The 23,047-nt window shown below is 59.2% G+C and carries 21 protein-coding genes; 10 read left to right on the top strand and 11 right to left on the bottom strand.

Translation table 11 applies throughout. The features are described 5' to 3' along the window. Window positions 1-160: 160 nt before the first annotated feature. Window positions 161-793 carry a queuosine precursor transporter gene (locus tag GSF67_RS20345; RefSeq protein ID WP_006310367.1) on the top strand — a complete coding sequence of 211 codons (633 nt, stop codon included), beginning with the start codon at window positions 161-163 and terminating at the stop codon, window positions 791-793. Window positions 794-827: 34 nt separating this feature from the next. Here GSF67_RS20345 and GSF67_RS20340 read toward each other — a convergent pair whose 3' ends face one another. The 4 genes from GSF67_RS20340 to GSF67_RS20325 all read right to left on the bottom strand — a co-directional run bounded on the left by GSF67_RS20340 (window position 828) and on the right by GSF67_RS20325 (window position 5,550). Next, window positions 828-1,853, bottom strand: a complete 1,026-nt coding sequence (locus GSF67_RS20340) for an esterase-like activity of phytase family protein (protein ID WP_006310366.1) — start codon at window positions 1,851-1,853, stop codon at window positions 828-830. Next, entirely contained in the window at window positions 1,843-3,747 is a 1,905-nt protein-coding gene (gene cobT / locus GSF67_RS20335; protein WP_006310365.1) for a cobaltochelatase subunit CobT, read from the bottom strand. Before cobT ends, GSF67_RS20340 begins: the two co-directional genes overlap by 11 nt. A 109-nt stretch (window positions 3,748-3,856) precedes the next feature. Continuing rightward, window positions 3,857-4,846: a cobaltochelatase subunit CobS gene (gene cobS, locus GSF67_RS20330; RefSeq protein WP_003523293.1), complete on the bottom strand. Its 990-nt coding sequence runs from the start codon at window positions 4,844-4,846 to the stop codon at window positions 3,857-3,859. Between the two features lie 68 nt (window positions 4,847-4,914). Further along, window positions 4,915-5,550 (bottom strand): J domain-containing protein, encoded by a 636-nt coding sequence (locus GSF67_RS20325; RefSeq protein WP_010973195.1) that lies wholly within the window; start codon window positions 5,548-5,550, stop codon window positions 4,915-4,917. Window positions 5,551-5,664: 114 nt separating this feature from the next. On the opposite strand from GSF67_RS20325, the gene GSF67_RS20320 reads away from it, so the two are divergent. Further along, entirely contained in the window at window positions 5,665-5,946 is a 282-nt protein-coding gene (locus GSF67_RS20320; protein ID WP_006310362.1) for a BolA family transcriptional regulator, read from the top strand. Window positions 5,947-5,963: 17 nt separating this feature from the next. Here GSF67_RS20320 and aroB read toward each other — a convergent pair whose 3' ends face one another. Continuing rightward, complete coding sequence (gene aroB, locus GSF67_RS20315) at window positions 5,964-7,097, bottom strand: 3-dehydroquinate synthase (RefSeq protein ID WP_006310361.1); 1,134 nt, start codon at window positions 7,095-7,097, stop codon at window positions 5,964-5,966. 5 nt (window positions 7,098-7,102) lie between these two features. Then, the gene (locus GSF67_RS20310) at window positions 7,103-7,684 is read right to left on the bottom strand and encodes a shikimate kinase (RefSeq protein ID WP_006310360.1); all 582 of its coding nucleotides are present in this window, start codon (window positions 7,682-7,684) and stop codon (window positions 7,103-7,105) included. A gap of 187 nt (window positions 7,685-7,871) precedes the next feature. Here GSF67_RS20310 and GSF67_RS20305 point away from each other — a divergent pair, with 187 nt between their 5' ends. The 5 genes from GSF67_RS20305 (at window position 7,872) to GSF67_RS20285 (ending at window position 11,879) form a co-directional block, all read left to right on the top strand. Next, window positions 7,872-8,045, top strand: coding sequence for a hypothetical protein (locus GSF67_RS20305; protein ID WP_006310359.1), 174 nt, complete (start codon window positions 7,872-7,874; stop codon window positions 8,043-8,045). Next, on the top strand, window positions 8,042-9,037 hold the full coding sequence (locus GSF67_RS20300) for a site-specific tyrosine recombinase XerD (RefSeq protein WP_176072075.1): 996 nt from the start codon (window positions 8,042-8,044) through the stop codon (window positions 9,035-9,037). Before GSF67_RS20305 ends, GSF67_RS20300 begins: the two co-directional genes overlap by 4 nt. A gap of 63 nt (window positions 9,038-9,100) precedes the next feature. After that, window positions 9,101-10,054 carry an acetyl-CoA carboxylase carboxyltransferase subunit alpha gene (locus GSF67_RS20295; protein ID WP_006310357.1) on the top strand — a complete coding sequence of 318 codons (954 nt, stop codon included), beginning with the start codon at window positions 9,101-9,103 and terminating at the stop codon, window positions 10,052-10,054. A gap of 293 nt (window positions 10,055-10,347) precedes the next feature. After that, on the top strand, window positions 10,348-11,646 hold the full coding sequence (locus tag GSF67_RS20290; protein WP_006310356.1) for a murein L,D-transpeptidase family protein: 1,299 nt from the start codon (window positions 10,348-10,350) through the stop codon (window positions 11,644-11,646). Continuing rightward, window positions 11,643-11,879: a sulfurtransferase TusA family protein gene (locus GSF67_RS20285; protein ID WP_006310355.1), complete on the top strand. Its 237-nt coding sequence runs from the start codon at window positions 11,643-11,645 to the stop codon at window positions 11,877-11,879. The genes GSF67_RS20290 and GSF67_RS20285 overlap by 4 nt, the downstream gene beginning before the upstream one ends. 220 nt (window positions 11,880-12,099) lie before the next feature. On the opposite strand, the gene GSF67_RS20280 is transcribed toward GSF67_RS20285, so the two are convergent. Then, window positions 12,100-13,257 carry a GTP-binding protein gene (locus GSF67_RS20280; RefSeq protein WP_006310354.1) on the bottom strand — a complete coding sequence of 386 codons (1,158 nt, stop codon included), beginning with the start codon at window positions 13,255-13,257 and terminating at the stop codon, window positions 12,100-12,102. A 186-nt stretch (window positions 13,258-13,443) separates the two neighbouring features. Continuing rightward, entirely contained in the window at window positions 13,444-14,562 is a 1,119-nt protein-coding gene (locus GSF67_RS20275) for a D-alanyl-D-alanine carboxypeptidase family protein (RefSeq protein ID WP_035214607.1), read from the bottom strand. A gap of 163 nt (window positions 14,563-14,725) precedes the next feature. Between GSF67_RS20275 and GSF67_RS20270 the strand changes: the two genes are divergently transcribed. From GSF67_RS20270 to GSF67_RS20260, 3 genes are all read left to right on the top strand, one after another. Beyond that, a complete protein-coding gene (locus GSF67_RS20270; protein WP_006310345.1) occupies window positions 14,726-15,889 on the top strand; it encodes a M20 aminoacylase family protein in 1,164 nt (387 codons plus the stop codon). A 728-nt stretch (window positions 15,890-16,617) separates the two neighbouring features. Continuing rightward, a complete protein-coding gene (locus GSF67_RS20265; RefSeq protein ID WP_006310344.1) occupies window positions 16,618-17,076 on the top strand; it encodes an Rrf2 family transcriptional regulator in 459 nt (152 codons plus the stop codon). 54 nt (window positions 17,077-17,130) lie between these two features. Then, window positions 17,131-17,598, top strand: a complete 468-nt coding sequence (locus GSF67_RS20260) for an aspartate 1-decarboxylase (protein WP_006310343.1) — start codon at window positions 17,131-17,133, stop codon at window positions 17,596-17,598. A gap of 32 nt (window positions 17,599-17,630) precedes the next feature. Here the strand turns inward: GSF67_RS20260 and GSF67_RS20255 are convergent, their stop codons facing one another. From GSF67_RS20255 to GSF67_RS20245, 3 genes are all read right to left on the bottom strand, one after another. Next, window positions 17,631-18,152: an Rrf2 family transcriptional regulator gene (locus GSF67_RS20255; protein ID WP_006310342.1), complete on the bottom strand. Its 522-nt coding sequence runs from the start codon at window positions 18,150-18,152 to the stop codon at window positions 17,631-17,633. 114 nt (window positions 18,153-18,266) lie between these two features. After that, window positions 18,267-19,628, bottom strand: coding sequence for an MATE family efflux transporter (locus GSF67_RS20250; RefSeq protein WP_006310341.1), 1,362 nt, complete (start codon window positions 19,626-19,628; stop codon window positions 18,267-18,269). Between the two features lie 31 nt (window positions 19,629-19,659). Continuing rightward, window positions 19,660-23,046, bottom strand: a complete 3,387-nt coding sequence (locus GSF67_RS20245; protein ID WP_006310340.1) for a non-ribosomal peptide synthetase — start codon at window positions 23,044-23,046, stop codon at window positions 19,660-19,662. Window position 23,047 lies beyond the last annotated feature (1 nt).

Genomic DNA, 23,047 nt, shown 5'->3' with positions numbered 1-23,047 from the left:
GCTTTGACATCATCTGATATTCAGAAGGCTTGAATGGCTTTTCGCCGCTCAAGCCTTTTGTTTGTTTCAGATTTTAATTGCATCGGGTTTTGCGGAAATCGTGTCAGACGTTTCGCTCCAATGTTTGGCTCCAACTGGTGGCATCACCCAGGATAAAAAAATGCCCTATCTGCGCTTTACGATTATCTACGTTCTGCTGATGACACTCGTCGTCGTCGCCTCCAATATTCTGGTGCAATATCCGCTGTCGGGCTCACTGTTTGGTATCAACCTCGGTGATCTTCTGACCTGGGGCGCCTTCACCTATCCTGTCGCCTTCCTCGTCACCGACCTGACAAATCGCCAGTTCGGCCCCTCGGTCGCGCGTCGCGTGGTGCTTGCCGGCTTCATCGTCGGCGTCACGTTGTCCTTCTGGACATCAATCCCCCGCATCGCCGTCGCCTCCGGTACCGCCTATCTGATCGGCCAGCTGCTCGATATTTCGGTTTTCAACCGCCTGCGCCGCCAGCGCTGGTGGCATGCACCGCTTGCCGGCTCCATGCTGGGTTCGGTGCTGGATACGGCGCTGTTCTTCTCCATCGCCTTCGCCGCGAGCTTCTCCTTTGTCGGCCCCAATGATGCCTTCGCCATCGAAGGCGCGCCGCTGCTCGGCGTCTTCGCTCTGGAAGCCCCCCGGTGGATTTCCTGGGCAATGGGTGATCTTTCGGTCAAGGTTGTCGTCGGCCTCGTCATGCTGCTGCCCTACGGCGCGCTGATGAACACACTGAAGCCGATGCCGCCTGCAAAGGTATGAGACGCCAATTGGAAAGCCCGCGCGAGCGGGCCTTCTATTCCACCAGCTTGAATTCCAGCATCAGGTTGCGCTGGAGAAATGAGTGGTTGTCATCGGACACGATAATGAGGCGCGTTGAACCATCCGGCCCTTTCACTACATCCATCCCTTCCATATTGTCGATCTGGTAGGCCATGCCCGCTTCCATGAGGATTTCACCATCCACCACGGCACCCGGCTTGATGTCGCCCCCATGGATGCGGCGAATGCGCATGCCAACACCTTCGGCGAAGTTGAAGCGCCGCTCGAGAAGCAGCAGATCGCCGTTCGGCAGGAAAGCACCGTCAGTCACATCGAATGATGGATGATGGGTAACGGCGAATGTGCCCTTCAGCGGGCCTTCCAATATTGCCGCGAGAAGATTGCCGTCCGCATCGATGCTCTTTTCAGCCACCACGACCAGAGCGCCGGCGAGCGGCGAATCGGCTGGCGAAACCGCCAGGGCCTCCATGCCGCCATTATGGCGCAACTCGTTACTGGGTATGAGATATGGCAGGCGGTCGAGCGGCTTTGAGGTGGCAAAGCCCGGATCGGGATAGATGTCGATCCTGTGGCGTTGCTCGTAACTGACGAACACCTTGCCGTCGCGCAGCGCCAGCCCTTCCGCATCCATTTCCATTTTGCGGGGCGGTTCACGACCGCTCATATCAAACATGGCGGTGATGCGGCCATCGGCAAGCCCGGACAGCGCGCCAACCGCATCACGCGTGACCCTGCCCGTCAGCCAGTGGCCGGTATCCAGCACCGCGATAAATTCTTCTCCATCGGGGCGGAAACGGATGGAGGATATCGCCCCAAACAGCTTTTCCGGAGCGCTCATCACCATGCCGCCGACAAATTCCAGTTTGCCGAAACGTTTTGCGCTGGTGCCGACCTCGAAGCTCGACAGCAGACGAACGCTGACAGGCACATCGATGGTCGATGCGCCGATGGGAACGGGAAAAAGCGAAGCCGCCGCAAGAACGGCGGCCAGCGCAAAAGACTTGCAGGCGGAGGAAGCCCGACCCCGCTTATCCGGCACGGCGGATCCTGCGGGACGAACCGGAAGTACCGCTCGTATCCTCGAAGAGGGCAGCGAGCTGCTCGGTCATCGCGCCGGCCAGCTCGTCCGCATCGACGATGGTGACAGCACGGCGATAATACCGCGTCACGTCATGGCCGATACCGATTGCCAGCAGTTCCACCGGTGAGCGCGTCTCGATCTGCTCGATGACCGCGCGCAGATGCCGTTCCAGATAGTTGCCGGGATTGACCGACAGGGTCGAATCATCCACCGGCGCGCCGTCCGAGATCATCATCATGATCTTGCGCTGCTCCGGGCGGCCGATCAGGCGGTTATGCGCCCACATCAGTGCTTCGCCGTCGATGTTTTCCTTGAGAAGCCCCTCGCGCATCATCAGGCCGAGATTGCGCCGTGCACGCCGCCACGGCGCATCCGCCGACTTGTAGATGATATGGCGCAGGTCATTGAGACGGCCCGGTGAAGCGGGTTTGCCATTGGCGAGCCACTGTTCGCGAGACTGCCCGCCCTTCCACGCCTTGGTGGTGAAGCCGAGGATTTCCACCTTAACGCCCGACCGCTCCAGCGTGCGCGCCAGAATATCGGCACAGGTGGCCGCAACGGTGATCGGACGGCCGCGCATCGAACCGGAATTGTCGATGACCAGAGAAACGACGGTATCGCGGAACTTGGTGTCGCGTTCTTTCTTGAAGGAGAGCGGCTGCATCGGGTCGATGATGAGCCTGACGAGACGGGCCGGATCGAGATAACCCTCTTCCAGATCGAAATCCCAGGAGCGGTTCTGCTGCGCCATCAGGCGGCGCTGCAGCCGGTTCGCCAGTCGCCCGACGGCACCCTGAAGATGCGCGAGTTGCTTGTCGAGGAAGGCGCGCAGCCGGTCAAGCTCGGCCTCGTCACACAGTTCCTCGGCGCGGATTTCCTCGTCGAATTCTTCGGTAAAGATGCGGTAGTCGACCTTTTCGTTGAAATCGTCGAAGGGGCTGTTGGGGCGACGGGTCTCACCGGGCGTTTCGGAATCCTCGTCGAGATCGTCGGACATTTCCTCGTCCGACATCTCGGCGCCGTCCATCTCGCCTTCTTCCATTTCCTCCTGCGAGGCTTCGTTTTCATCGGCGGGCGTTGCGTCGGAGCCGGCCTCTTCCTCGACCTGCTCTTCTTCGGTCTCGTTGGTGCGCGGCTGGTCCTCGTTGGACTCCGCTTCCTGGCTGTCCGGCTCGTTATCCTCGTCGCCGAAATCTTCTGCCATCTGCATGGAGGTCAGCATCTTGCGCACCAGCCGCGAAAACGCCTTCTGGTCGGTAATGACGCGCGAGAGATCGTTGAGGTCGCCTGCGGCCTTCTCTTCGATGAAGTCGCGCCAGAGGTCGAGAACCTTGCCGGCGCTCGCCGGTGGTTTTTCGCCGGTCAGTTTCTCACGCACCAGAAGCGCCACAGCCTCGGCGAGCGGTGCGTCATCCTTATTGTTGATGCCGGAGAAATTGGCCTTGGCGTATTTTTCCGTATTCATGGCTTGAATGTTGGAGGCCATGCCCGGCATGCGCAGCGCGCCGATGGATTCCACCCGCGCCTGTTCGACGGCATCGAAAACCAGCTGCGCTTCGGCGCCCTGCGGCGACATCACCGCATGCGTATCCGCATCATGGCAGGCAAGACGCAGCGCCATGGAATCGCCGAGGCCGCGCGTGATGGCGATTTCTTGTGCGGTGGGTTTCTTGGAGATTTCCGGAAGGCGCATGCGCTCGCCGGCAAGGCCCGGCCGCTCATTGGCGAAAACGACCTCGACCTCGGCATCGCCGGCAACGGATCGCACGCAGCCGGCAATCGCCTGACGCAACGGCTCCGTATCGACCGCCGTACCCGGTTTCGCTCTGGAATTGTCGCCGCGCCCTGCCATTGTCTTTCCTGTCATTCGTCGGCGCCTGCGGCACGCCCATCCTTCAGGATGCGCGGCCGGCCGGCGTCTTCAAGTCATCGGTGATCTTCTCCGGACAGACCGGGGACGATCAGGCGCTGAGAACGATGTTCGCAGCACTTTCCTTAAGCTCGACACCGAAGGCGCGCTGATATTGCTCGGCCACCAGCGTGCGCTCCAGTTCATCACACTTGTTGAGGAAGGTCACTCGGAAGGCAAAAGCGAGATCACCGAAGATTTCCGCATTTTCCGCCCAGGTGATGACGGTACGCGGGCTCATGACGGTGGAAAGATCGCCATTGATGAAGGCCGAACGGGTAAGATCGGCCACGCGCACCATCTTGGAAACGGTTTCGCGACCCTTCGGATTATCGAAGCTCTTCACCTTGGCGGCAATGATGTTCACTTCCTGCTCGTGCGGCAGATAGTTCAGCGTGGTGACGATGGACCAGCGGTCCATCTGTGCCTGGTTGATCTGCTGCGTGCCGTGGTAGAGGCCCGTCGTATCGCCGAGGCCGACCGTGTTGGCGGTCGCAAAGATGCGGAAGGCGGGGTGAGGACGGATGACGCGGCTCTGGTCGAGCAGCGTCAGGCGGCCGGAGGATTCCAGCACGCGCTGGATAACGAACATCACGTCCGGGCGGCCGGCATCATATTCGTCGAAAACGAGCGCGACATTATGCTGGTAGGCCCAGGGTAGGATGCCGTCCTTGAATTCGGTGACCTGCTTGCCGTCTTTGAGGACGATGGCGTCCTTGCCGACGAGGTCGATACGGCTGACATGGCTGTCGAGGTTGACGCGCACGCAGGGCCAGTTGAGGCGGGCGGCGACCTGCTCGATATGGGTGGATTTACCCGTACCGTGGAAACCGGAAACCATGACGCGTCGGTTGTGAGCAAAACCGGCAAGGATCGCAAGCGTCGTATCGCGGTCAAAAAGATAGTCGGGATCGAGGTCCGGCACATAGGCGTCGCCCTGGGAATAGGCGGGAACCCGCAGATCCGTATCAATGCCGAAAACCTCCCGCACGGACACTGTCGTGTCGGGCAGGTTGGAAATATCAAGGTCGATTTTGCTCATCACGTCTCCAAGGCGGGCGGCAGCCACCCGGCCACATCATCAATCAGGCGGTAAACACGAACGTTGGCTTAGCAGAAACCTGACTGCTTTAACAATTGATATGCTTGAACAACAGCCCGAAAACGCTCTTCCGAACCACGATCGCCACCATTAGCATCAGGATGGTGCTTTTTGACAAGCTCCTTATAGCGCCTTTTTATCTCTTCCTGCTTTGCGCTGGACGAAAGGCCGAGCGTATCGAAGGCTTTTGCCTCGAGCGTCTTCAGTTTGCGGTCCCGCTGCATGCGCTGTCCACCAGCCCTTGCGCCATCAGCAAAACCACCGGTGAAACCGAAAGGATCGCGGATACGGGCATTCGCGCTGGCGGTGCCCGAACGCAGCGTGGAATGCAGCGGGGCGTCACGCGCCGTCTTGTTGACACCCACTGTCCAGGTGGGGCGATGGCCGGTGATCGCCTCCTTCTGGTAACGGGCGATCTCGCTGTCGGAGAGGCCGGAAAAGTAATTATAGCCCTTGTTGTATTCCTTCACATGCTCAAAACAGAACAGGAAGAATTGCCCCTCGGCATTGCGGCCGACGGGTGCCCGGTGAATACCCGGCTTGTCGCATCCGTCCCACTGGCAGGTTGGGGCCTGAACCTCAGGTTCCCGCTCCCTTTTCCGGCGCGTGCGGATGCGATCGAAATATTTCGAATCCAGTTTCATGATGCCCTGATTATGGGGTGCGAAAAGACGCACAACAAGAATTGACAAAGCGGAATGTTACAGGCTTTTAGGTAGCCCCTTTTAAAGACCGAAAACAGAAATGGAGCCCTCTGCATGTCCCTGCGAGAACGCATAGAAACAAAGCTTCGGCAGAGCTTTTCGCCGGAACGCCTGAGGGTTGTCGATGAAAGCCAGATGCATGCGGGCCACCAGCCGGATATGACAGGCACGGGCGAGACGCATATGCGTGTTCAGATAGTGTCTGAAAGCTTTTCCGGCAAGTCTCGCATCGAGCGTCACCGGGCCATCAACGCGCTTTTGAAGCCGGAATTAGACGCCGGGCTGCATGCGCTGGCGATCGAGGCGACGGCACCGGGGGAGCCGACGCGGTTCTAGGCAACGCGCGCCTTACGTTAGCCGGGATGCTTCTCAGACAGGAAAGACTGCACCTCGGACGCCGCCACATCGTCGGCCACAAAGGACTGGCCGATGCCGTGGGTGAGGATGAAGGTGAGCTTGCCGCCCTTGACCTTCTTGTCCTGCGCAATCGCCGCCATCAAGGTTTCGATCGGTGGTAATTCGCCGGTAATATCCTTCATCGTGGTCGGCAGACCGACGGCCTTCAGATGCGCCTCGACACGCGCGGCATCATCGGGGCTGGCGAGGTTGAGGCGGGCGGAGAACTGGTGCGCCAGCACCATGCCGATGGCGACACCTTCGCCGTGCACCAGCCGCTTGCTGTCGTAATTCGTCGCCGCCTCCAGCGCGTGACCGAAGGTGTGGCCGAGGTTCAGAAGGGCGCGCACGCCGTTTTCCTTCTCGTCGGCCACCACCACATCGGCCTTGGCCTGGCAGCTCGTGGCGATCGCCTCGATGCGGGCCGGGCCGCCAGTGCGGATGTCATCCCAGTTCTTTTCCAGCCAGAAGAAGAAATCCGGCTTGTCGATCAAACCGTATTTGACCACTTCAGCATAACCGGCGCGGAATTCCCGCGGGCTCAGCGTATCGAGCACCGCCGTATCCGCCAACACCAGATCAGGCTGATGGAAAACGCCGACAAGGTTCTTGCCGTGGCGGGTGTTGATGCCGGTCTTGCCGCCGACGGAGGAGTCGACCTGGGACAGAAGCGAGGTCGGTATCTGCACGAAGCGCACGCCGCGGCGCACGATGCCTGCGGCGAAACCGGCGAGATCGCCGATGACGCCACCGCCGAGTGCGATCACCGCATCGTTGCGCTCCACCCGTGCGGAGAGAACCGCATCGCAGACGGTGACGAGATGCTCGAAGCTCTTGGTCTTCTCTCCGGCCGGCAGCGTCAGAGAAACGGCCTCAATGCCATCCGTCTGCAAACCGTCCATCAGGCCTTCGAGGTAAAGCGGCGCGACATGCTCGTCGGTGATGATCGCCGCGCGTCTGCCCTTCAGCCGCGCCGAGATTTCGCCGCCCGCCCTGCCGATCAGTCCCGGCCCGATCAGAATGTCATAGGCGCGCTCGCCGAGCGGCACATGGACAAGACGTTCATCGGCGTGGATTTCGGAAGGCGTCATGGTGGTCAGTCTTTCTGTTTAAGGCCGGCTAAAGCCGTCAGCACTTCGGTCGCGATGATCTCCTTGCGGACATCACGGGATTCGATGGTGACGTCCGCCTCCGCATAGATCGGATAACGTTTCTCCATCAGGGCAGCGAGCGTTGCCTTGGGGTTTTCAGTCTTGAGAAGCGGGCGGTGGTCGCGCTTGTTGACCCTCTCCCACAGAACCTCGAGATCGGCCTTCAGCCACAGCGAAATGCCGCCGCGCCTGATATGGCCTCGGGTAGTGTCGTTGATAAATGCGCCGCCGCCCGTGGAGACGACCTTGGGACCGCCGCGCATCAACCGCTTGATGACCCGCGTTTCCAGCGCCCGGAATTCCTCCTCGCCATAGGTGGCGAAAAGCTCCGATATCGTCATGCGCGATACGCGCTCGATTTCGACATCCGTATCAATGAAAGGCACCTTGAGCTGCTGGGCGACCATGCGGCCCACCGCCGACTTTCCAGCCCCCATCAGCCCCACGAAGACGATGTTGCGCCGTCCGAGCTTTGCCCGTGCTTGCTCCCCGAGTGTGGCCGGGACGGATAAATTCGTTTCATTCATAGATTTGAAAGCCCGTTTGGCATGGATATCTGCAAATGTTTACGAAGCGTCAAGCCAAATTGCTGACTGAATGGTGGTGAATCACAATCAACGCCGCATGCAGCGCGGGGTGGAGCGGGCATTTTGATCTTGTCGCCGCTTTCGCCGCACCGCATATAGATTTCGACTGCCACCCCACGGAGCCGCCATGCCAACCCTCTTCCGCTTCACGATGATACTGGCGACCATCGCGGGGCTGATCTATGGCGGCATGGTGCTGCTCGTCATGTTCGTGCAGCCACGCGACCGCGAAGTGACCGTGCGCATCCCCTCGGAGCGGCTGAACCCGCCCGCCACCGAACCGGCAAGGCGCACCCCATGAGCGGACAACCGATGGCAGGGCGCGACGGCGCGCGGCTTGAAAGTTTTCTGGAAATGATGAGCGCCGAGCGGGGTGCTGCCGCCAACACGCTCTCTTCTTATGAGCACGACCTTGCCGACCTGCGCGAATTTCTCGGCCGTCGCGGCCAGTCCCTGACGGAGGCGCAAACGCCTGACCTTTCCGCTTATCTGACCCACCTTGCCGCTCAGGGCTTCGCCGCCACCTCGCAGGCGCGGCGTCTCTCCTCCATGCGGCAGTTTTACCGCTTTCTTTATTCGGAAGGGCTGCGCGGCGACGACCCGACCGGCATCATCGATGCACCCAGGAAAGGCCTTGCCCTGCCGAAAACCATGAGCGTTGCCGATGTGAACCGGCTTCTTGGTCTCGCGGCGCAGGAAGCGGCAACCGAAGGCCCGGGCCAGCTTGCCCGCATCCGCATGCATCTGCTGCTCGAACTGCTTTATGCCACCGGCATGCGCGTCAGCGAACTCGTCTCGCTGCCCGTCAAGGTGCTGCGCCAGGAAGGCCGCTTCCTAATGATCCGCGGCAAGGGCAACAAGGACCGTATGGTGCTTCTTTCACGCGCCGCGATTGAGGCGATGGAAAAATACGAGGCCGGCCGAAAGGCGCTCTCGCAGGAAAAAAGCAAGGCCGCTGCTTCCCAGAAAAAAACGGACACAGCTGAGAGCCCGTGGCTGTTTCCCTCGAACAGTAAGGAAGGTCACCTGCCCCGCCAGGTCTTCGCCCGCGACCTGAAGGATATTGCCATCCGCGCAGGCCTGACAGCGTCGGCGGTGTCGCCGCACGTCCTGCGCCACGCCTTTGCCAGCCACCTCTTGCAGAACGGTGCGGATCTGCGCGCGGTCCAGGAACTGCTCGGCCATTCCGACATTTCCACGACACAAATCTATACACATGTGCTGGAAAAACGCTTGCAAGAGCTGGTACAAACACATCACCCCCTTGCCAAACAGGGCAAAAACCTTGATTAGAGCGACCGGAACCGCCGGATAATCCGGCTCAAACCTTGCGCAAAACGATCGGAAACGGATCTCATGCACAATTATCTCGACTTCGAAAAACCTATCTCGGACCTTGAAGGCAAGATCATCGAGCTGAAGAAGCTTGCCGATGAAGACGAGAGCATAGACACCTCGGAGGAGATCAACCGCCTGGAATCGCGCGTCAACGATGCGATGCAGGACATCTATTCCAAGCTGAATGCTTGGCAGAAAACGCAGGTTGCGCGTCATCCGCAGCGCCCGCATTTCGTCGATTATGCCAAGTCCCTGTTCACGGATTTCACACCGCTGGCCGGCGACCGCAAATTTTCCGAAGACGCCGCCATTCAGGCCGGTCTTGCCCGCTTCAACGGTCAGCCCGTCGCCATCATCGGCCAGGAAAAGGGTAACGACACCAAAAGCCGCCTGAAGCACAATTTCGGCAGTGCGCGCCCGGAAGGTTACCGCAAGGCGATCCGCGTGCTCGAACTGGCCGATCGTTTCTCGCTGCCGGTCGTCACCCTCATCGATACCGCCGGCGCTTATCCCGGCGTTGGCGCGGAAGAGCGCGGCCAGGCCGAAGCCATCGCCCGCTCGACGGAAATGTGCCTCAACGTCAAGGTGCCGATCGTCTCCGTCGTCATCGGCGAAGGCGGCTCGGGCGGCGCGATCGCCATTGCCACCGGCAACCGCGTTTATATGCTCGAACATTCGGTCTATTCGGTGATTTCGCCGGAAGGTGCCGCATCCATTCTCTGGCGCGATTCGACCCGTGCCAAGGAAGCCGCGACCAACATGAAGATCACCTCGGAAGATCTGAAATCGCTCGGTGTCATCGATGGCATCATTCCGGAACCCATCGGCGGCGCGCACCGCGCACCGGAAACCGTTATCAGCGCGACCGGCGATGTTATCGCCAAGGCTCTGGCCGATCTTTCCCAGCGTTCCGGCACACAGCTGCGCGCTGAACGCCGCCAGAAGTTCCTGGATATCGGCCGGAACCTCTAGAGCATTTCCAGTAAAAGTGCGTCGCGGTTTTACGTCCGGAAAATGCGTTCAAAGAAAAAGTTATATCACTTGGCGGTGCGAAGAACGGCCAGGTGATATGAGTTCGGCCTTAATTTCCGGCAAGATCGCCCCAACTCGGCCATAGTCCGGTCACATCAACAGATGTATCGGCGGCCGCGGGGGCGGATCCGATTTGAGTTAAGAAGATGTAAACGGTTAATACCGTATTTAAATTGCACGCGGAACGGTATAGAACTGCCACCGTTTCGTGCCATCGTCTTTCGGATCAGATCATGCGTTTGACACATTTTGCCCTTCTCGCCTGCACCGCGCTTATTCTCACCGGCTGCAACGATACGCTTGAAACCGTCGAACGCGACGTTTCTCACGTCAAGAACAAGGTCGATTACCCCTTGTCTCCGTCCATTCTGGCCGAGATCGACAAGAAGGGCATGGATCGCAACTCGCCGATCATGATCCGCATCTTCAAGGAAGAGGGTGCTCTGGAGATCTGGAAGGCAAGGCGCGACAATCGCTTCGAAAAGATCGCCGGATACGAGATTTGCGCATGGTCCGGCAAACTCGGCCCCAAGGTGAAGGAAGGCGACCGGCAGGCGCCGGAAGGTTTCTACAACCTGACGCCCGCGCACCTGAACCCGAATTCCAAATATTATCTCGCCATCAATACCGGTTTTCCGAACCGTTATGATGCCGCCAATGGTCGCAACGGCACCAATCTGATGATCCATGGCGCCTGCTCGTCGTCAGGTTGCTATTCGATGACGGATGCGCAGATTCTTGAAATTTATGGTTTTGCACGGGACGCCTTCAAGGGCGGTCAGAAAACCGTGCAGCTGCAGGCCTTCCCCTTCCGTATGACGGCGGAAAACATGGCCCGCCACCGCAAGAGCGAGCATCTCGAATTCTGGAAGATGCTGAAGGTGGGCTACGATAATTTCGAAGTCACCAAACGCCCGCCGGACGTGAATGTCTGCGAGAAGAAATATGTCTTCAACCAGCAGACGGAAGGCGGCAGCTTCAATGGCTCCGGCCAATGCCCGGCGATGAGCACGCCGCCCGCACTGGCAAGCGCGCTTTCGAGCTACGAAAAGACCTACGATCTCGCTTATGCAACGGCGATGAAGAAATATGACGGCATGGCCTGGTACGACCCGAGCGAGGCCGAGCGCAAGGCGCTGGTTGCCGAAAAGCGCAAGGGCCGCGAACCCGCCTATGCACCGACCGGCTCGGCGCTGAAGGCCGGCAAACTGATGAAGGAAACGGAATATGCCGCGCTGATGGAAAAGAAGGCGCAGCAGGTCACGTCATCCTCACCCACGACGACCGCAACCGCCTCCGCCCTGCGCGGCCCGCGTCCTTCGGCGGCCCAGCCCGCCACGACGCCGCAATCGAACCCGGCACCCGCAGCCCCGACCATGGTTGCAACGGCAGCGCCCGCAACAGCAGGCCAGACCGGCGCTACCGCCCAGGGTATACCGGTCCCGGCGATGAACCCGCTCGCCTATTCACCTGCCCCGGCACCGGAAGCGCCGGAAAAGAAGCCGTTCTGGAAGTTCTGGGCCAAGGAATGAGCGACACGGCCGATATCGTTTATGATTTGAGGGGGCTTAAATGCCCCCTTCCGGTTTTGAGAAGCCGCAAGAAGCTCGCCACCCTCAAGGCCGGCGATATCCTGACCGTCGAGACGACCGATCCACTCGCCGTCATCGACATTGCTCATATGTGCAATGAGGATGGGCATAATCTGGTTGAGACGGTTACGTTGGATAAGGGTCATCGGTTTCGGATTGTGAAGGGCGGGTAAGCCGACATTTGACCGTATCGGGCGCGGTTACCCCCCTCTGCCCTGCCGGACATCTCCCCCTCAAGGGGGGAGATCGGCAAGACGCACCATCGCTGCTTTATTATCAAATGTCGAAATGCTCGAGAGCCAGCCACGAGTCTATCTCCCCCCTTGAGGGGGAGATGCCCGGCAGGGCAGAGGGGGTAACCACACCCACCGACCTCGCCCATCATGGTACGCCCTAAAACCGCAACCCTGAAACCGCCAGCGGATTATCCGTCATCGCCTGCCTGTCCGGCCGGTCAATACCCGGTGTGCCGGTGAAGGCAGCAAACAGGTCCTTCACGAAAGCCTCCGGCAAATCCTTCGTGATCAGCACCATGCGCGTGCGCTGATCGGCCGGGTCCGGCCAGGCCGCGAGGCGCTCGGGCGTGTGGAAAATGTTCTGCACCCCATGCAGTACCAAAGGTCGGCCCGGATTATCCGACAGTTTGACGATCGCCTTCATGCGCAAGAGCTTTTCGCCATGGGCCGAGCGCAGCAGATCCACGAACATATCGATCGCCATCGGCTCGATCGGCTTGTCATGAATGATCGAGAAGGAGCGGATCGAGGCGTCATGCCGGTTCACATCATGATGATGATCGTGGTCTCCATGATGGTGGTGATGACCGTGCGCGTGATCGTGCTCATGCTCATGATCATGGTCATGGTCATGATGAACATGACCGGACTCTTCGCCCAGCCAGCGGCCGACATCGGCATTTTTGCTGGAGACATCGTAAAGGCCATTGTCGAGAAGCCCGGCAGCACTCCAGTCGGCCTTGTCGCCATCCTCGATTGTCGCACGCGGGTTCAGCGTCTCAAGACGCGCCATCAGGGCGGCAATCGCAGAAGCATCGGCGAGCGTCCGCTTGGTCATCACCAGCCTGTCGGCCACGGCCGCCTGCTTCACCGCTTCCTCGTGATTGTCGAGTGTGGACAGGCCATTGACGGCATCCACCACCGTGATCATGCCGTTCAGCACGAAATTCTGCGCGATGACAGGATTGCCCATGACCGACTGCATGACGGGGGCGGGATCGGCAAGGCCAGTCGTCTCGATAACCACCCGTTTGACCGGCTTCAGCTTGCCGGTCTGGATACCATCCATCAATTCCGCCAGCGTATCCACCAGTTCACCCCTGACAGTGCAGCAGAGGCAACCTTCGGCCAACTCGATGATGCCTTCGCCGGCGCTTTCAACCAGCATGTGGTCGATGCTGACATCGCCGAATTCATTGATGATAATCGCGGCATCGCTCATCTCCGGATCTTTGAGAAGACGGTTGAGCAGCGTCGATTTTCCGGCGCCAAGAAAGCCGGTGATGATGGAAACCGGGATGCGATCGCGAGACATGTCTTGCCTGTATGGTGATGGCTGCCCCCGGCATGACATAATGCTAGACAAGACCTGGAGCCGCACGGAACGAAAAGAAATCGCCCGTGGCTGGAAGCCACGAGCGACATTGTAATATCATAACATGATCACGCTGCGAATACATAAACGCATTACGGCACCGGGCTCGAGGCCCGTTTCCGCTGATCAGAATGTCGGGCGCGGGATCGGGATTGGCACATTGGCCAGCTGGCCCTTGCCGGCCGCACCCTTGGGCGCGTTGACGGCCACCGTCTCGCTGCCGGGAATGAGGCCGGCGAAGGAATATTCCGGCGGGCGGGTCATTTCCGTCACATAGGGCGAATGGATGACCATCCGGCCCGCCTCGTCGCGACCTTCGCTGCGCACCTTGGCGGCCTTCGGGTTGCAGATTTCAGCGCTGATATCGTTGACCTCGGCGGTATCGCCATAGGGCGCCAGCGAAGCGAGCGAAACGCCCTGACCGGAAGGCGCGGTCAGCCCCATCTGCAAAAGATCGGCCGACTGGTCGGTGCGCCCGGCTAGGCTATCGGCACCCAGCACCACGGTAATGACGGAGCGACCGTTGCGCACGGCCGATGCCACCTGATTGAAACCAGAGGCGCAGATGAAGCCGGTCTTCATGCCATCGGCACCTTCGAAACGGCCGACGAGCATGTTGAAGTTGGCATAATTCTTCTTGCCGGTGGTGACACCTTCCAGCGAGAAATAATGGGCATATTCCGGGAATTCCCGCTTGATGATCAATGCCAGCAATGCAAGGTCACGCGCCGTCGTATATTGCCCCTTGCCCGGCAGGCCGTTGGGGTTCACGTAATGCGTGGAGCTCATGCCCAGACGCTGCGCCTGCGCATTCATCTGCGCGACGAAATTGTCGCTGGTGCCGCCGATGGTTTCGGCGATGGCCACGGCGATGTCATTGGCGGATTTGATCAGCAGCAGCTTCAGCGCGCTGTCCATGGTCAGCTTCTGGCCGGGCTTGAAATACATCTTGGAGGCCGGCTGGTCGGCGGCCTTCTTGCTCATCACCACTTCCGTCTGAGGGCTGATCTTGCCGGCCTTCATCTGCGAAAAGGCTATATAGGCGGTCATCAGCTTGGTCAGCGAAGCGGGATACCATTTGCGGAAGGCTTCCTGATGGGAAATCACCTTGCCGGTTTTGACATCCACCACCATTTTTGGATTGGCATTGGCCACGGGCGCTACGGCGACGACGCCTGCGGTGACGATGGCAATGGCTGCGGAAAGCCGGCGGGCGGCGTTGGGCGATTTCACTGTGTTTGGCAAGGCTAGTCCTCGAATTCCCGTCTTCAGTCGGGGAATGGCAATATTCACCATATATGTCCTAGCAATGGCAAAGTACATTGATTACGTCAATTATGCGGCGCACTATCCACCACGGAGGATGGCTTTTACCACATGCCGCACCGATGAACCCAGGAATGAGCGAATGCCGATTTTGAACAGAGCCGCCGAACTTCAACAGGAAGTCAGCGAATGGCGGCATCACCTGCATGAAAATCCCGAAATCTTGTATGACGTCGACAACACCGCAGCCTTCGTTGCGGAGAAGCTGAAATCCTTCGGTGTTGACGAAATCGTGACCGGTCTTGGCCGCACCGGCGTGGTCGGCATCATCAGGGGCAATGTTCCCGGCAATCGCACCATCGGCTTCCGCGCGGACATGGACGCACTGCCCATTCTCGAGGAAACCGGCAAACCCTGGGCGTCAAAAACGGCCGGTGCCATGCATGCCTGCGGCCATGACGGCCACACCGCCATGCTGCTCGGCGCGGCCAAGTACCTCACCGAGACCCGCAATTTCGCCGGCTCGATCGCCGTCATCTTCCAGCCCGCCGAAGAAGGTGGTGCTGGTGCGCTCGCAATGGTCGAGGATGGCCTGATGGAGCGTTTCGGCATCGACGAAGTCTATGGCATGCACAATATGCCCGGCATTCCGCTTGGTGCCTTCGCCGTCCGCAAGGGCGGCATCATGGCGGCACCTGACAAATTCTCCATCACGGTCAAGGGCCGTGGCGGCCATGCGGCACAACCGCACCGCACCATCGACCCGATCACCATCGGCGCACAGATCGTCGGCAACCTGCAGATGATCGCTTCGCGCAATGCCGATCCGATCCGGTCGGTGGTGGTCTCCGTCACCCGCTTCCACGCCGGCTCCAGCCACAACATCATCCCCAACGAAGCGCTGATCGCCGGCACCGTGCGCAGTCTCGATGAAACGGTGCGCGATCTCGCGCAGGAGCGCATCAAGCAGATGGCGGAAGGCATAGCGCTTGCCAATGGTGCGGAAGCCGAGGTCGTTTATGAGCGCTATTGCCCTGTCACTTTCAACCATTCGGCCGAGACTGACTACGCCGTCCGCGTCGCCCGCGATGTGGTGGGAGAGCCTAATGTCGATCCCGATGTCGATCCTTCCATGGCAGGCGAGGATTTCTCCTTCATGCTGAAGGAAAGGCCGGGCTGCTTCATCTTCATCGGCAATGGTGATTCGGCCGGGCTCCACAACCCCAGCTACGACTTCAACGACGAGGCCATCGCCTATGGCATTTCCTACTGGGTGAAGCTGGCCGAACAGCGTCTGGCGAACTGACCGCCTGATAACGCACAGAAAGCCGAGAAAGAGATCGACCGCGATGAAGAACGCGGTTGATCCGCAGGCATGGTCAGGTTAAAGAGCAATTCAGTGTCCACGTAGCTCAGCAGGATAGAGCACAGGATTCCTAAGGTAAATTGGGGGTTGCGCCCGGAAACGACGCAATCGATCTGCTCAAAGTCGGGGAAAGCTTCGCTGGTCTTCCAGCATGCCAATCCCGAGCCAAGCTCCGGAGAAATCCGGTGAAGGTGTAGAGACTGGATGGGCAGCACCTAAAGGCCGCAAGGTCCACGGTGAAGGGACAGTCCAGACCACGAACGTTCTGCCTGAGAATTGGTGGAACGGCGGCGAAAGCCGAAGCGGTATGAATCCTGGGGTCGGAGGTTCGAATCCTCTCGTGGACACCATTTTCCTGAGCATACTCTTATTAAGTAATCGTAAATATAAATTATTTTCCTCTTTGAGGAAAGCAAGACTCATTACCTCACCACCATTGCGAAACCCGCGATCGTGCCTCACCGGCCCAGGTATCAAGTGCTTCACATGGGCAAATTACCGATCTGATACCAGACTGATTTTCCGGCGCGACGGAGGAAACCGACTTTACGACGTCGCTGTCCGTCGCAATATTTTTATATGAAGAAGTCCCAAAGGACGGATGCTGCTCGTCTAAACTACGAGAGGGAATTTGCACGTTCCGTTTCTCGGTGTGAGGAGAACATCTGATGTATCTGACCAGAGAATCTGAGATCGCAATCGGTATTCTGACCAACTTTGTCCATGAGGCGGAGGAAGCCCATACGACCGGGAAGCTCGCTCATCGGCTTGGGGTCACCAAAGATCATGCCGCGAGGGTGGTTGCCATTCTCGTCAGAAACGGTCTGTTGCAGAGCAGGCGGGGGCGGACCGGTGGGGTCGTTCTCAATGTCGACCCGGAAAGTCTTTCCGTCGGCATGATCCTGCGGGCAACGCAGCCGGTTCTCGTCCGGCGACCGCGCACGCGCAATGCCAATCCTTCCGGCACGACGGGCGTTTTCCACATGCTGGCGGAAGCAACCTCCGACTATTTCATCGAACTTGCGGACTCTTGCAAGATTGCCGATGTCGTTCCGACAAAGATCGGCAATTCACAGTGTCGCAGCCGGCGATTGGTGCCACCAGTACCAGTCACCGGGAGAGACTGAGGCTGTCAGCCGGTCGAATGCGACAATTTGAAATCATGTTGAGGAGAGTCGCATTTGATACGCATCGTCAGAGCCAAGCTGCACGGCATCACCGTAACGGGAGCCGATCTCGATTATCACGGATCCATCACGCTGGATCCCGAGCATTGTGACCTCGCCGGGATCAGACCGCTGGAATTTGTCGACATCTGGAACAAGCAGAGCGGCGCCAGAATTTCGACCTATGTGATTTTCGGCGAAGCCGGATCGAAATGCTGCATCCTGAACGGCGCTGCGGCGCGCACCTGCCAGCGTGGCGATCAGGTCATCATATGCTCGTCGTCTTACGTTGAGGAAACGGCGCTTTATGACACCGCACCGATGGTGCTGACGTTCACGCCGAAAAACGATGTGAAAGATGTTCTGCGCTATCGCGTCAAGGAAACGGCGCGCCGCCCCTTCGATTTCTTTATCGAAACCCTGCCGCACGCAGAAAACTCCGATACGGAAGACGAAAACGTTGCGGATCACGCCATTGCCTGAAAAGGCGCCGGTGTCCCGTCAATGAGGCACACCTAGCTACGGGTGCCAGACCGCCAGGCGACCAGAGGTTCCGGCCGGACATCGCCCGTCAGGGAGACCGTAGCCTGTTGGCTTGAAGCCAACAGGCCACAATCAAGACAGCTGACACGCAGGTTGCTTTCAGGAGCGATCAGATCGGCAACCGTGAAGCGGTCGAGAAGACGGGCGAAAAAAGACGAGGTCGTCGAGACGATGCGGCCGAGGAATGCTTCTGTTTCCGATTGAGGCGATGAAAGTACGTCTGCGCCCTCCCCAAGCAATTCGGGTTGTACGAGCCGCAGCACCTCGGTCAGTTTCACTGATCGCGGGTCCCTTGCCAGTTTCAGGCCGCCGCCCGGACCCCGCTCGCTTTGCAGCAGACCGTTTCGCGCGAGCAGCGCGACAACCTGATAGGTATGGTCTTTCGTCGCACCGATTTCCTGCGCGACCTTTTGCACCGATATGATTTCGCCCTCCTGCCGCGCGCATACCGCAAGGATGCCAAAGGCGATTTCAGTCTGCCGTTTCAGATGCATTGCTTGTGAACGTCCTAATGGCAAGCGCAGGGATCGCCGGCCCGGTGCTGAGACTATCGTGTTACATCGCGTCATTCAATTGCTCCATGCCGGCCATCCCGCATGATGGATACATCAGCCCGCCTCGTGCCTAACCCCGCGTGAGAGCCAGCGGTGCAGGAACAGACTGCCCTTTACGGTCTCCTCTATGATCAGCGACAACCATACACCCGTCACCCCGAGATTGAGGAACAGGCAGAAGAACCAGGCCGTGGAAAGGCCAAGACCCCATGTCACGGTCAGGCTGACGAAAACCGGCCAGCGGACATCGCCCACCGCCCGCAGCGATTGAAAGAGGATCGTATTGAATGCAAATCCCGGCTGAATGAATATCGTCAGAAATAGCAGGCTGTCGCACAATTCTATCACGGCGGGATTGTCGGTGAACAACTTGATATAAGGAACCGATGCGAGCCAGATCAGTGTGGCGATGGACGTCGTCGCGGCAGCGGCAACGCTTGCAGACCGGAGCGCCTGGCTGGTCGCCGCCTCAAGCCGCCGTTCACCGAAGCGGTAACCGATCAGAACCTCGTTGCTCTGGCTGATTGCCATGACGACAACGATCAGAAATGCCATGGCCAGCATCGTATAGGTGCGGCCCAGGACGGCCTCGACGCCGAATCTGGCAACCAGCCCCAAAAGAATGATCTGGTAAAAACTGTAGGCAATATAATCGGTCACACTCGGTAAGGCGATTGCGATCATCCGTCGGGCAATCGCAAGACGCGCGATCGTCTCGGCAAATGAGAAACGCAACCCCAGTTTCCGCATGAGAACCGGCGTCAGAACGACTGTCGTCAGCACGCGAATACTGAAGGTGCCAAGTGCGGCACCCGTCACGCCCATGCCCGGCAACGGACCCACCCCCAGAATGAGAATCCATTCGGCGAGAAGGTAAAAAGCTGACACGCCCACCCCGAATGCCAGGATCAACCTGCTGTGGCCGAATGCGCGCAGACAGGCAAGCCCGGCGGCTATGAAGCCGTTAAAGACCATGCCGACCGCGACGATGTTCAGGTAGAGGCCGGCCTCGTCATTGAGGGAGGTCGACCCGGCCAGCTGTTCAAGCACGAAGGGGCCGGCAACCATCAAAGACAGGCCAAGTGCCAGACCAACAAGCGTGTTGGTCAGGAGCGCCACCGCCACCACCTGCCGTGCCGCCTCCACTTCTCCTCGGCCAAGGTGCCGGGAAATGACGATGACCGCGCCGATGCCGACCAGCCCGGACAATTCGAAAGCGATCATCATCACCTGTTTGGCGACGGCAACGGCTGCCGCTGCTTCTGCCGAATAGGCGCTTATGATTGCGGTATCGGCCAGATTGACGAAGAAGCTCAGCAGCGAATGAAGCAGGAGCGGAAAGCTCAACTGGAACAGGGTGGGCTTGCCACGCGCATTGAAGTCTTCTTTATCGGCGGTTGCGGCGCCCTGTTCCATGGCGGTGATCCTGACAGACTTTATAGGCAGGTCAGGCGAAATTGCCTGACCTGATGCGCCGCTGCAATTGCCGTTCACGCCCCTTGCCCCTGGTGTCGCCTCGCCCACGCGCACTCTCTGGCGCCGCAGTCTTGCCGTGCTGCAGATCGATTATGTGGCCGGCCAGTGTTTCCAATGTCGGAAAACGGAAGAAATCCGTGACTTCCAGCTCGATGCCAAGAGCATCACGCACCCTGGCAGGCATGGCGACGATCAGGAGGGAATCGCCTCCCAGCTCGAAAAAATTGTCGTTGACGCCAATATCCTCGCGCTTGAGCATCTTCTGCCAGAGGGCGTGGAGGGCCTGTTCGACATTGTTTGCCGGAGAGGTGATTTCGGAAGCCGCCCGTTCCGAGCGATCCGGCAGCAGCAGACGTTTGCGATCCACTTTGCCATTCGCATTCATCGGAAACTCTTCCAGAAGGATGAAATGCGAAGGCACCATGTAACGCGGCAACCGGGCCGAAAGCGCCCTGCTGAGCCTGATACCCATGGCACCCTTATCGACCGTGCCGGAGCGATCCTCAAGTAGAACATACGCCAGCAGTTGCTGCTTGTTCGCGTCAAGCAGAACCAGAACCTGATCGACCCCGTTCTCTTCCTGAAGCAGGCTCTCGATTTCTCCGACCTCGATACGATAGCCGCGCAGCTTGATCTGGAAGTCGGTCCGTCCGACGAATTCCAGATTGCCATCCGGTCTGCGCACGACGAGATCACCCGTTTTGTAGAGGCGCGAACCCGGCGTGGATGTCCGGTCATAGGGATCGGGAACGAATTTTTCGGCCGCAAGCGCCGGTCGCTCCCAATAGCCGCGGCTCAGGCTTATGCCGCCAATGTGCAACTCGCCAGGCACGCCTTCCGGAACGGGATCCATATAGGCATCGAGCACCAGAAATGAGGTGTTGTCCAGACGGCCGCCGATCGGCACCTTGCCGCTTCTGGAATGGGCCTCCTCCACCAGCAATGCGCCTGCCCAGATCGTCGTTTCGGTCGGACCGTAGACATTCCAGAGAGAGCCGATCTTTTGAATAAGCCGGCCGGCAAGTTGCGCATCGAGAGCCTCGCCGCCGCAGAGGCCGGTGAGGGATTTTTTCCCTTGCCAGCCACTGTCCAGCAGCATTCGCCAGGTGGCGGGGGTCGCCTGGAAATGCGAAATATCATGTTCGTCTAGCGTCCTTCCCAGCTTCTCAGGTTGAAGCAAAAGGTCCGGTTCACGCATGACGGCCGTGGCGCCAACGCTCAATGGCCAGAGCATTTCCAGAACGGAAATGTCGAATGCCGGCGTCGTTACTGAAAGCATTCGGTCTCCGGCCCTTATGCCCGGCTGGCGCGCCATTGACTGGAATTGATTGAGCAGACCCCGGTGCGTAATCGGCACCCCCTTGGGTCGCCCGGTGCTGCCGCTGGTGTAGAGGATATAGATGTCACTGTTATCAGGCATCGCCGGAAGCACGGCATCCGGCTGGTTCTCAAGATGATGAACAGGATCGATGCAGGTAATGCCGGGGAAAAGCCCCGCATCATCTGTCAGCACCAGAACCGTTGCGGCATCCTCCAGCACGTAACCGATCCTGTCTGCCGGGTGGCGCGGATCGATCGGCACATAAACCCCGCCAGCCTTTATGATCGCAAGGAACGATATGATGCCGCTCGCCTGCCCCGGCAACGAAACCGCGACCCGCATTCCCGGTTTAACCGGCCTCTCCAGCGTCAGAAGCGCCCGTGCGAGATTATTCGACGCCTCTTCGAGCTGACTATAGGTCCAGCTCCGGCCGACGCATTCGATGGCAATCTTTTCGGGATGGAGGCGCGCCGCGCTGCTTATCAGGTCGTGCACGCCCTTGACCGGGAGAGGCCTCGCAACGAGCGCGCCCGATGAAAGAAGGGCTTCGCGCTCCCGGGCGGAGATATAGTCGAAGGTCGGAAGAAGCGCGTCGGGGGAAGCAACGACCGAGCGCAGCAGGTTTTCGAAATGCTCCAGCTGCCGCTCCATGCGCACCGCCTCGAACCGACCGGACCGGTATTCGACGGTGACAAGTGCGCCCGATGCGCGCTCCATGATCATCCAGCTCATATCGAGCTTTGCTTCCGCAACCGGTATCGCTTCCTGCCTTACCCGCAGGCTGGCATTGCCCAGATCGAAGCCCTGCGCATTCTGCTGCCTGTAGCCCTGCGTCTGGACCTGAAAGGAAATCTGGAACGGTGAATTTTCCACCCCTTCGCGGTTACTGCCGAGCACATCCATCAACTCTGCAAAGGGATAGTCCTGATGCTCCAAAGCATTGGCGAAGTCTTCCTGTATACGTCTCGCCCAGTCCCGGAATGACATGGCGGGGCTGAGATCGTTGCGCAACACAATGGTATTGGTGAACAAGCCGATCAACCCTGCCGTATCGGGATCGCCGCGACCGGCAACGGGTACGCACACGGCAAGGTCCCTGCGACCGGTATAACGGTGATGCAAAAGCTGGAAGACGGCGGCAAACACCACAAAGGTCGTCGTGCCGAGTTTGGCGGCCAGAGCCGACACTTGCGCCATCAGCTCCTGCGAAATCTCTTTCACCAGCGTCTCGCAGGCCATATCAGTCGTTTCATGGCGGGGATAATCGGCGGGAAATTCCTGCGGCTCGAGATTTTGCAGCCGGTTGACCCAATATTGTTTTTGCCGCTCGTAGTCCTTCGTGCCGGACCATTTTTGCCTGACGCGGACGAAGTCGCCATAGGATCGCGGCAAGGGATCGAGGACCGGTTCCTGCCCGTTTGCGACCGCGGCGTAACATAACGAAAATTCGCGCATCAGAATGCCGCGGGACCATCCGTCGGCAACCGTGTGATGAAAAACGAATATGAGAATATGCTCGTTTTCTCCAAGCTGCAGAAGATGCGTGCGCATCAGCGGCGCTTTGGACAGATCGAAAGCTGTGCGGGCGATCCGGCCTATGGTCTCGTCGCAATCGGCAGCAGACATGGACCGGCAATCGGAAACCACAAGTTCGGGCTCCATATCACCGTGAACCTGCTGCCAGGGCCTTCCCTCTTCAAGCGGAAAAGCCGTTCGCAGCGGCTCGTGCCGCGCGACGATAATCCGAAGCGTGCGGAGGATCGCGTCGTGGTCCAGCGCGCCGTCGATATGCCACCGAAATGGAATGACATAGGCCGAGCTCTCAGGGAAAATCTTCTGCTGCAGCCAGAAATGCATCTGCGATGATGTCAGCGGCAATCGCCCGGCCCCGTCGGCACCATCGTCACCCTCCGGTGCGACATCGTGCCATGACATGCCGCGCGCCTCTATCTGCGAGCGCAGCCGGGCCCGCTGTTCCGGGTCAAGATTTGCGATGCGGTTACGCAATAGAGCAATCGTCTCGGCATTCGACATCATC

Origin of the sequence: Agrobacterium sp. CGMCC 11546 (genome assembly GCF_013365515.1) — a bacterium.
Classification (GTDB): domain Bacteria; phylum Pseudomonadota; class Alphaproteobacteria; order Rhizobiales; family Rhizobiaceae; genus Agrobacterium; species Agrobacterium fabrum.
This window is presented reverse-complemented; position numbering and strand designations above follow the sequence as displayed.

What these genes read in the sequence shown, in the direction of transcription:
- cobS (WP_003523293.1), bottom strand. Translation starts at nt 4,846, where the DNA reads ATGAGCAAAATCGACCTTGATATTTCCAACCTGCCCGACACGACAGTG.
- cobT (WP_006310365.1), bottom strand. Translation starts at nt 3,747, where the DNA reads ATGGCAGGGCGCGGCGACAATTCCAGAGCGAAACCGGGTACGGCGGTC.
- GSF67_RS20305 (WP_006310359.1), top strand. Translation starts at nt 7,872, where the DNA reads ATGCCAACCCTCTTCCGCTTCACGATGATACTGGCGACCATCGCGGGG.
- GSF67_RS20310 (WP_006310360.1), bottom strand. Translation starts at nt 7,684, where the DNA reads ATGAATGAAACGAATTTATCCGTCCCGGCCACACTCGGGGAGCAAGCA.
- GSF67_RS20255 (WP_006310342.1), bottom strand. Translation starts at nt 18,152, where the DNA reads ATGCATCTGAAACGGCAGACTGAAATCGCCTTTGGCATCCTTGCGGTA.
- GSF67_RS20290 (WP_006310356.1), top strand. Translation starts at nt 10,348, where the DNA reads ATGCGTTTGACACATTTTGCCCTTCTCGCCTGCACCGCGCTTATTCTC.
- GSF67_RS20320 (WP_006310362.1), top strand. Translation starts at nt 5,665, where the DNA reads ATGTCCCTGCGAGAACGCATAGAAACAAAGCTTCGGCAGAGCTTTTCG.
- GSF67_RS20250 (WP_006310341.1), bottom strand. Translation starts at nt 19,628, where the DNA reads ATGGAACAGGGCGCCGCAACCGCCGATAAAGAAGACTTCAATGCGCGT.
- GSF67_RS20245 (WP_006310340.1), bottom strand. Translation starts at nt 23,046, where the DNA reads ATGATGTCGAATGCCGAGACGATTGCTCTATTGCGTAACCGCATCGCA.
- GSF67_RS20325 (WP_010973195.1), bottom strand. Translation starts at nt 5,550, where the DNA reads ATGAAACTGGATTCGAAATATTTCGATCGCATCCGCACGCGCCGGAAA.
- GSF67_RS20295 (WP_006310357.1), top strand. Translation starts at nt 9,101, where the DNA reads ATGCACAATTATCTCGACTTCGAAAAACCTATCTCGGACCTTGAAGGC.
- GSF67_RS20300 (WP_176072075.1), top strand. Translation starts at nt 8,042, where the DNA reads ATGAGCGGACAACCGATGGCAGGGCGCGACGGCGCGCGGCTTGAAAGT.
- GSF67_RS20345 (WP_006310367.1), top strand. Translation starts at nt 161, where the DNA reads ATGCCCTATCTGCGCTTTACGATTATCTACGTTCTGCTGATGACACTC.
- GSF67_RS20280 (WP_006310354.1), bottom strand. Translation starts at nt 13,257, where the DNA reads ATGTCTCGCGATCGCATCCCGGTTTCCATCATCACCGGCTTTCTTGGC.
- aroB (WP_006310361.1), bottom strand. Translation starts at nt 7,097, where the DNA reads ATGACGCCTTCCGAAATCCACGCCGATGAACGTCTTGTCCATGTGCCG.
- GSF67_RS20270 (WP_006310345.1), top strand. Translation starts at nt 14,726, where the DNA reads ATGCCGATTTTGAACAGAGCCGCCGAACTTCAACAGGAAGTCAGCGAA.
- GSF67_RS20265 (WP_006310344.1), top strand. Translation starts at nt 16,618, where the DNA reads ATGTATCTGACCAGAGAATCTGAGATCGCAATCGGTATTCTGACCAAC.
- GSF67_RS20285 (WP_006310355.1), top strand. Translation starts at nt 11,643, where the DNA reads ATGAGCGACACGGCCGATATCGTTTATGATTTGAGGGGGCTTAAATGC.